Genomic DNA, 8,397 nt, shown 5'->3' with positions numbered 1-8,397 from the left:
CTTGCATCTGCGGTAATAAGTCCAACCAAATCAAAAACATGAGAAGCTGTTTTTGATTGGCTGTTCTTATTACTTGATGCAGGACAGCTTTTTCACAACCTCTTTATTCAAATACAAATTGATTATGATAAAGTTCCGCATAAAATCCATTTTCTGCTAATAATTCGTGATGACTGCCTTCTTCAATGACTTCCCCATCACGCAAGACAACGATTCTATCTGCATTCAAGATCGTTTTCAGCCGGTGAGCAATCACAAAGCTGGTTCTTCCTTTGATTGCTTCATCCATTGCTTTTTGGATTCTTGCTTCTGTTACCGTGTCTACATTACTTGTTGCTTCATCCAAAATCAATAAAGATGGATTTGTGATGATCGTTCGAGCAATACTGATCAACTGCTTTTGACCTGTACTGAACAAATTGTTTTCTTCGGATATCTCTGTATCATACCCTTTTTCTAACGTCATGATAAAGTCGTGAATGTTCGCTTGTTTTGCTGCATTGATGATTTCTTCATCTGAAGCATCTGGTTTACCGAATGTGATATTGTCTTTGATGGTGCCAGAGAACAAGACGGATTCTTGCAAAACGATTCCTACATGTCTACGTAATGCATCTAGATCATACTCTCGGATATCTATTCCATCGATTACTACTGACCCATCATTGACATCGTAAAAACGATTCAGCAGATTCATGATCGTCGTTTTCCCAGATCCGGTTGGTCCAACAAGAGCAACCATTTCTCCTTTGTCCACATTGATTGAGACATCTTTCAAGACTAGTTTTTCTGGAGAATAACCAAAATCTACGTGTTGCAAGGCAAGTCCTTGTTCTACTCCATCAAATGCTTTACCGTTTTCTGGTTTGACTTCATCTTTTTCATCAAACATTTCATTTAATCGTCTTGCCCCTGTAATTGCTAATTGGATCATGCTGTACCCAGAAGAAATCTGCATCAATGGTTGGTAGTATTGTTGTGAATATTGGACGAATGTCACAACTAAGCCTAACGCCACCGAACGTTCCAAATCGCCATTCAATGCTAACCAGCCGCCGAAAAAGATAACGATTGCTGTATTGACTAGTGACATTCCTTGCATCATCGGAAATAGTAGGCCAGAATAAGCTTGTCCTTTGAACGTTGCTTCGCGAACACTTTGATTATGTTCTAAGAATCCTTCAATCGTTTCTTCTTGTAAGCCATTTGTGATGATGACACGTTGTCCGCTGATTTTTTCATCCATATAGCCATTCAGTTTTCCCACTTCATCTTGCTGAAGATCCACATATTTTCGCGCTTTTCGAATAATCAAGACAGCTATCAAAATAGCTACTGGAGTAGAAGCAATCGTAGCCCAAGCTAATTCTACATTTTGACGAAACATCATAATCAAGATTCCGACAAGTAAAACAGCATTCGTGATGACTTGAAGCAATGCTTGGTTCAAACTATTTTGAATATTATCTAAGTCACTGGTAAAACGACTTAAAATTTCACCATCTTGATGAGAATCAAAGAAGCGAATCGTCAATTTTTCCAATTTGTTGAATAAACCGATACGCATCCGGTTCGTTGACTTTCCTACTACTTGAGTGAACAAAATACTATAGATAAAGTTGGCTGCACTAGCTAATACATAAAACAACAAGAGTTTCCATATTACAGAAACAAATTTGCTTTTATCATCTACGCCTTGCATCAAGCCACCTACGTAATTTGCTAATTCTTGAAAAGCTTCCCCGATATACTGAGGTGCTTTTACTTGTAGATAGGTAGCAATAATTACTGTGATAAAGATAAAGAAAAAGGAGAGTTTGTACCGCTTCAAATAGTGATAGAAAAATTTACTTGCTTTTATTAAATCAGTCATACTTACTCCTCCGTTCCTTTTTGAGTTTCAAAGATTTCCTGATAGACACGGTTTCCAGCTACCAATTCCTCATGGGTTCCTTCGCCGACTAATCTACCTTCATCCAATACTAAGATGCGGTCTGCTTTGACAACAGAAGCAATTTTTTGTGCGATGACGATCGTCGTTGTTCCCTTCAAATCTCGATCAAGTGCTTCTCGGACCAGTTTTTCAGAGCGAGCATCCAATGCACTCGTACTATCATCTAAAATCAAGATCTTTGGATTACCGATAACACCACGAGTAATGGATAGTCGCTGCTTTTGTCCACCAGAAAAATTGCTGCTTCGTTCTTCTACTGGTGCTTCGTAACGATCAGATAGCTTTTCGATGAATTCTTTTGCTTGAGCAATAGAAGAAGCATGTTCCATCTCTTTTTCTGTTGCATTCTTTTTTCCTTGGCGCAAGTTTTGAGCAATCGTTCCTGAGAATAAAATTGCTTTTTGCAAAACAAAGGACACCGTTTCTCTTAAACTCTTTTCATTTACTTGGCGAAGATCTACACCACCTACTTCTACTTTTCCTTCTGTTGGATCAAATAGACGAGGAATCAGCTGTGCTAGTGTGGATTTCCCGGCACCAGTCGCCCCGACGATCCCGACCATTTCTCCAGGTTTGATAGAAAAGCTGATATCTTTAAGCGTATCTGTATCCTCACCAGGATAACGAAAAGAAACATGGTCAAAAGTGACAGAACCCGTCAGCTCTTGTTCTGGAACGTCTAAATAAGTAAGATCTGGTTCAGCATCTAAAATTTCCGCAATCCGCTTCAGCGATACGGCTGCTCTTGAAGTCATCATCATCATCATTCCGCCGATAATGATCGCCATCATGATCTGCATCAAGTAATTCATGAATGAAGCAATTCCACCAATTAATGTAGGATCATCTTTAACAAGATCGCTCACAAAGAAGATCGCCCCAACCACAGCTAAATTGGCAGCCAACATGAAGGACGGGATCATCACAGAAAATAATGTACCGACTATGATGTTGTGTTTTGTTAAGTCCTCACTTACTTTGCTGAATGTCTTCAATTGGTTTTCTTCCTGTACAAATGATTTCACTACACGAATCCCTAGTAAGTTTTCTTTTGCAATGCTATTTACACGATCAATCAGTTTTTGAATGATCATGAAGTGCTTACCCATCCGTGTAAATGAAAGTGCCGTGATAAGAAATACCGTAACGATAAGCGCTACGATGATCCACCACAATTGTGGCATCGTGATCATAGCTAAAATGAAGGCACCAATAAATAAGAATGGAATTCGAAAAAGTGATTGCAAAGAAATCATCACTAAATTTTGGATTTGCGTGATATCATTTGTTAGACGAACAACAAGATTCCCAGCAGAGAACTGTTCGATATTCCCAAATGAAAATGTCTGGATCTTTCGAAAAGCTTCTTCTCGGATATCTGCACTTACGCCCTGAGCTACTTTCGCAGAGAAAATCGTGTTCGTTACACCTGCAGCTAATCCTAGCAAAGCCAGACTGATCAGATAAATACCGATTGTTTTCATTTCATCATTATCTTCTGTAATAATAGCTTCCAATACTTGCTGTAGTAATTTAGGTTGCCATAATGTTGCTGCAACCATGACTGCTACGGACAGCAAGGAAATAAAAACAGCTACTTTATATTTTTTCGCATGTCGTAAGATTAATTTCATTCGTTGATTACACCCCTTTGTTTAAATTGACAGGACTAATTTAACACTGTAAAATTAGACCGACTAACAATTTACCATGTTTAAAAAGATAATGCAATACACGAGGTTGATAAAATGGAAATAAAGCTTTCTCAAGCAATCATCATTCAGGCCGCCTTTGATATCCTGGCTGAAACACAAGCTCTTTCGCAGCTTTCCATGCGAAACATCGCAAACAGAATTCACGTTCAAGCACCTGCTTTATATTGGTATTTCAAAAATAAACAACAGCTTTTGCAGAAAATGGCTGAAACAATGGAAGAAGAATTAGCGCTTCCAGATCCAACTTTGCCCTGGAATGAACAATTGCTACAGTATATGGAAAATTACTATGACCTTTACACACGTTTTCCTTGTGGGGCAGAATTAGAAATCAATACTGTGCCCGCTTTTCCGAGTCGATTAGAACATTTGGAACAAATGATCCAACTACTTGTTCGTGAAGGATTTTCAGTCACCCAAAGTCATCAGGCCATTGCCTCTCTCCACAATTTATTGATTGGACAGCTAATGGATCAGCAACATGAACAACAGCTTCGGCAAAAGATTATGGACGGAAATGAATTTTTGAAAGAAACAGTTCTATTTATGCGTAATTATGTAGTTGAAAATCAATTAGAGGGATTTAAAGAAAGTATGCAGTCCCATGCAGAATTGAATGAAAAAGCACTCTTTCTAACGAGTGCACAAACCTATATTGAAGGTTTATGCCAACAAAATAAAAGAAGAGAAAACAATTGATAAAAAAAGCTCCTATAAAGGTCACCAACAAAGTGATCTCTATAGGAGCTATCTTTTTAAGTCTCTTTTTTACTTTTCTTCCATCAGCCACACCAATGCACGTTGGATCCATTGATCCCAGAAGATCCAATTATGATCGCCCGGTCCTTGTTCAAAGGTGACCGCTAAGCCTTGTTCCTGCATAGCAGATACCATTTCCTGATTTGCTTGATAAAGAAAATCAGATTCCCCACAAGCCATATAAAACCTTGGGACTGGTTTTCCGCTTTTTACTAATTCTTTCAATAAATATTGTGGATCATTCTTTGAACCTTCGATTTGATCCAATGGTCCAAAGATTCCTTCCCAAAAGGCTGCTTTACGAACCATCAAAAGATCATCCATTCGGTTTCCTACAGAAACAGCGCCTGAAAGAGAGATTACTGCTGCGAAATTTTCTGATTTTGCAAGGCCTAGTTTTAATGCGCCATATCCGCCCATCGATAATCCAGCAGCATATGTTTTTTCCCTTTTTCTTGTTAATTGTGGGAATAGTTCATGACAAATCTCAGGTAGCTCTTCTGCAATGAACGTCCAATATTTCATATCATAAACCGTATCTGTGTACCAGCCAAGATCAGTAGATGGCATGATGACAGCTAATCCGTAGTCTGCTACATAACGTTCAATCGACGTACGTCTTTCCCATACACTATGATTGCCACCCATCCCATGAAGTAAATATAAAACAGGTATGTCCGTTGTCGCTTGCTCTGAACTGGTGCCAATCACCTTTTTAGTTGTTTGTGGAAGTATCACATTTAGATTGACTTCCATTTCTAATACATTCGAATAAATATTTGCTTGAATAAATGCCATATTTTCGCCTTCCTTAGTAAGAAGTTATTTTTGAATAACTTTAAATTTGAATGATTCGGCAAAGTACATGTCTCGACCGAAACTACTGTTTTATTTTACCACTTTTTTCATGAACGAAAAGCGTTAAGACCAAAGCAATAATCACGAGTAACAAGCCAACTAGATAAACGGAATGTAACCCATCATAAAGAATTTTTCTTAACGGCAATAGAATATCCGCATCGATATATTTAGCCGTTTGTGGATTCACCAGTTTGTTCATGATATCTGTATCATTTGTTAAATTTGCTGCTGCAAGTTCTCGTTTAGTTACCCCATTTATCAATAAACCAAAAATAGAAACCATGACTGTTTGACCAATTGTTCGAACTAACGTATTAAAAGAAGTTGCTACACCAAGCTGATCACGAGATACACTATTTTGTGCACTGACAGTCGAGGTAGTCATGGTCACACCTAAGCCTATACCGATGACCGTTGATATAGCAAAAAACCATAAATAGTTACTTCTGAAAGGCATAAGATACAACCAAGCGCCCCCAATAGCTGCGATTAGTAGTCCAATTCTCAAGACCCAATGAGTTTTCATTTGAGTCATCCACTTGCTTGCAAGGAAAGAACCGACCATCCAGACTAGTGATAATGGTGCTAATACCAACCCACCAATTGCTGCATTCAGTCCTAATACACCTTGCATCCACATAGGAATATAAACATCGATTCCCATCAAAAAACCACTAGCCAATGCTGCAGCCAAGTTGACCACAACAAATAGTGGATTTTTGAATAAATGTAGCATGATGACAGGATCTTTAGCTCTTTTTTCGGCAAAAATAAAAATACCTAACAGTACGATACTACCTAGCAGCAAAGCAGAAACAAGCGGACTCATTCCTTCGTCTCCTAATAATTGGAATCCTAACAGCAATGAGACAAGCATGACCATCAAACTAAAACTACCAAAAATATCCATTGGTTTAGACTCATGTATGATTTTTGGTTCATTTAAATATAGCCAAATAAAAATAATTAATAGAATTCCGATCGGCACATTGATAAAAAAGATCCAGTGCCAGCTGATCGTTTCAACGATGAATCCTCCCGCGAGCGGTCCAAAAACACTGGCAATCCCCCAAGCTGAACTATTCAAACCTAAAACTTTTGCTCGCTTCTCAATAGAATAAAGATCGCCGATGATCGTCAAAGCTACTGGCATCATTGCTCCAGCGCCCATCCCTTGAATCGCACGAGCAGCAATCAACCCAATCATGCTTTGAGATAAACCGCAAAATAACGAACCGATAATAAACAATAATGTCCCAAAAATAAAAATTGGTTTTCGTCCCACTTTATCCGCAAGTTTTCCGTAAATCGGAGTAAGCATAGCGTTTGTCAGCAAATAAATCGAAAATACCCAGTTCATGATTTCCATTCCATGTAATGAGCCGACGATCGTTGGCATAGCGGTTGTTACGATTGTTCCTTCAATAGCCGTCATGAACGTTGCAATGAAAACACTCACTGTGACTAAAGCAACATTTGTTTCTTTTTTCATCTTATTCCTCCTTTTTCATCATGACAGGATCTAAAAATAGATAAATACTCACTATCTTTTTCAAGAGGTGCACTGCCATAAAAAAAGCTGGAACAACCACCATTCGGCGATCGTTCCAGCTGAATATAGCTTATTTTGCTAAACTTGCTTTCAATGCATCTACTTTGTCCGTATGTTCCCAAGGCAAATCCACATCTGTACGACCAAAATGACCGTAAGCAGCTGTTTGTTTGTAAATCGGACGACGCAAATCAAGCATCTCGATGATTCCTGCTGGCCGAAGATCGAAGTTTTCTCTCACTGCAGCAATCAATTCTTCTTCCGGAACCGTTCCAGTACCGAAAGTATTGATGGAGATCGAAACAGGTTGAGCAACACCAATCGCATAAGCTAGCTGTACTTCTGCTTTGCGAGCAAGCCCTGCTGCAACGATGTTTTTAGCAATATAACGTGCAGCATAGCTGGCAGAACGGTCAACTTTTGTCGCATCTTTACCAGAAAAAGCACCGCCACCATGACGAGCATAACCGCCATACGTATCAACAATGATCTTTCTTCCTGTTAATCCGGCATCCCCTTGAGGACCACCAATGACAAATCGGCCAGTCGGATTGATATAATATTTTGTTTGATCATCTAATAATTCAGCTGGAATAACTTCCTTCACTACTTTTTCGATGACATCATGACGAATTGTTTCATTATCTACTGCATCATCATGCTGTGTTGAAATAACGATTGTATCTACGCGTTCAGGTTGTCCTTGATCATCATATTCAACTGTGACTTGAGATTTTGCATCTGGACGTAAATACGTTAATTCATTTGATTTACGTAAATCTGCCAAGCGGCGTACCAGACGATGACTCAAAGCGATTGGTAAAGGCATTAATTCCGGTGTTTCATCTACAGCAAAACCAAACATTAACCCTTGGTCGCCAGCACCAATTTCATCTAATACGTCTTTTTTATCTTCATCCCGGATCTCAAGTGCTTCGTCAACTCCTTGAGCAATATCAGGAGATTGTTCATCAATCGCAACCAATACAGCTGCTGTATCTCCATCAAATCCGAATTTTGCACGTGTATAACCAATTTCTTTTATTGTTTCCCGTACGACTTTTTGGATATCTACATATGCCGTCGTAGATATTTCTCCAAATACTAAAACAAGCCCAGTTGTTACAGATGTTTCACACGCTACTCGTGCTGTTGGGTCTTGTTCTAAAATTGCATCCAAGATTGCATCACTGATTTGGTCAGCGATTTTATCTGGATGTCCTTCAGAAACAGATTCTGATGTAAATAAGTGTCTTTCTACCATTATAATGATTCCCCCTAGTTAAATTCGGTTACAAGGCATCTCCGTCCTACGGATCCTTTCGGGAACTTGCAACGAACCAAGTATAGCAGATAAAACAGTTTTCTGCTCGTATTTTTTCATTTTTTTGCTTAAAAAATATAAATATTTTACATTAGATTTATCCAAAAAAGCTTAGCACAATCATCTATAAAGATAACTCTGCTAAGCCTTTTAAAATCATTCTTTCAGATAAAAAGAAAAAGATACTCATCAAGTATCTTCCATGACCCGTACGGGATTCGAACCCGTGTTA

At 38.7% G+C, this 8,397-nt stretch carries 6 protein-coding genes and 1 riboswitch; of the genes, 1 reads left to right on the top strand and 5 read right to left on the bottom strand.

Translation table 11 applies throughout. The features are described 5' to 3' along the window. Positions 1-103: 103 nt before the first annotated feature. Both HMPREF2988_RS10635 and HMPREF2988_RS10630 read right to left on the bottom strand, forming a co-directional pair. The gene (locus HMPREF2988_RS10635; RefSeq protein WP_002292737.1) at positions 104-1,873 is read right to left on the bottom strand and encodes an ABC transporter ATP-binding protein; all 1,770 of its coding nucleotides are present in this window, start codon (positions 1,871-1,873) and stop codon (positions 104-106) included. Between the two features lie 2 nt (positions 1,874-1,875). Next, positions 1,876-3,588, bottom strand: coding sequence for an ABC transporter ATP-binding protein (locus HMPREF2988_RS10630; RefSeq protein WP_070770622.1), 1,713 nt, complete (start codon positions 3,586-3,588; stop codon positions 1,876-1,878). 114 nt (positions 3,589-3,702) lie between these two features. Between HMPREF2988_RS10630 and HMPREF2988_RS10625 the strand changes: the two genes are divergently transcribed. Then, positions 3,703-4,368 (top strand): TetR family transcriptional regulator, encoded by a 666-nt coding sequence (locus HMPREF2988_RS10625; protein WP_002341432.1) that lies wholly within the window; start codon positions 3,703-3,705, stop codon positions 4,366-4,368. Positions 4,369-4,437: 69 nt separating this feature from the next. Here the strand turns inward: HMPREF2988_RS10625 and HMPREF2988_RS10620 are convergent, their stop codons facing one another. The 3 genes from HMPREF2988_RS10620 to metK all read right to left on the bottom strand — a co-directional run bounded on the left by HMPREF2988_RS10620 (position 4,438) and on the right by metK (position 8,105). Beyond that, on the bottom strand, positions 4,438-5,226 hold the full coding sequence (locus HMPREF2988_RS10620; RefSeq protein ID WP_002316096.1) for an alpha/beta hydrolase: 789 nt from the start codon (positions 5,224-5,226) through the stop codon (positions 4,438-4,440). A gap of 82 nt (positions 5,227-5,308) precedes the next feature. Then, entirely contained in the window at positions 5,309-6,781 is a 1,473-nt protein-coding gene (locus HMPREF2988_RS10615) for an MDR family MFS transporter (RefSeq protein WP_070770621.1), read from the bottom strand. A gap of 130 nt (positions 6,782-6,911) precedes the next feature. Further along, the gene (metK, locus tag HMPREF2988_RS10610) at positions 6,912-8,105 is read right to left on the bottom strand and encodes a methionine adenosyltransferase (protein ID WP_002292731.1); all 1,194 of its coding nucleotides are present in this window, start codon (positions 8,103-8,105) and stop codon (positions 6,912-6,914) included. Then, positions 8,103-8,182, bottom strand: a riboswitch (SMK box riboswitch). (Overlaps the previous gene by 3 nt.) Positions 8,183-8,397: the final 215 nt, after the last annotated feature.

This window comes from Enterococcus sp. HMSC061C05 (genome assembly GCF_001814765.1).
GTDB classification, from domain to species: Bacteria; Bacillota; Bacilli; order Lactobacillales; family Enterococcaceae; genus Enterococcus_B; species Enterococcus_B lactis.
This window is presented reverse-complemented; position numbering and strand designations above follow the sequence as displayed.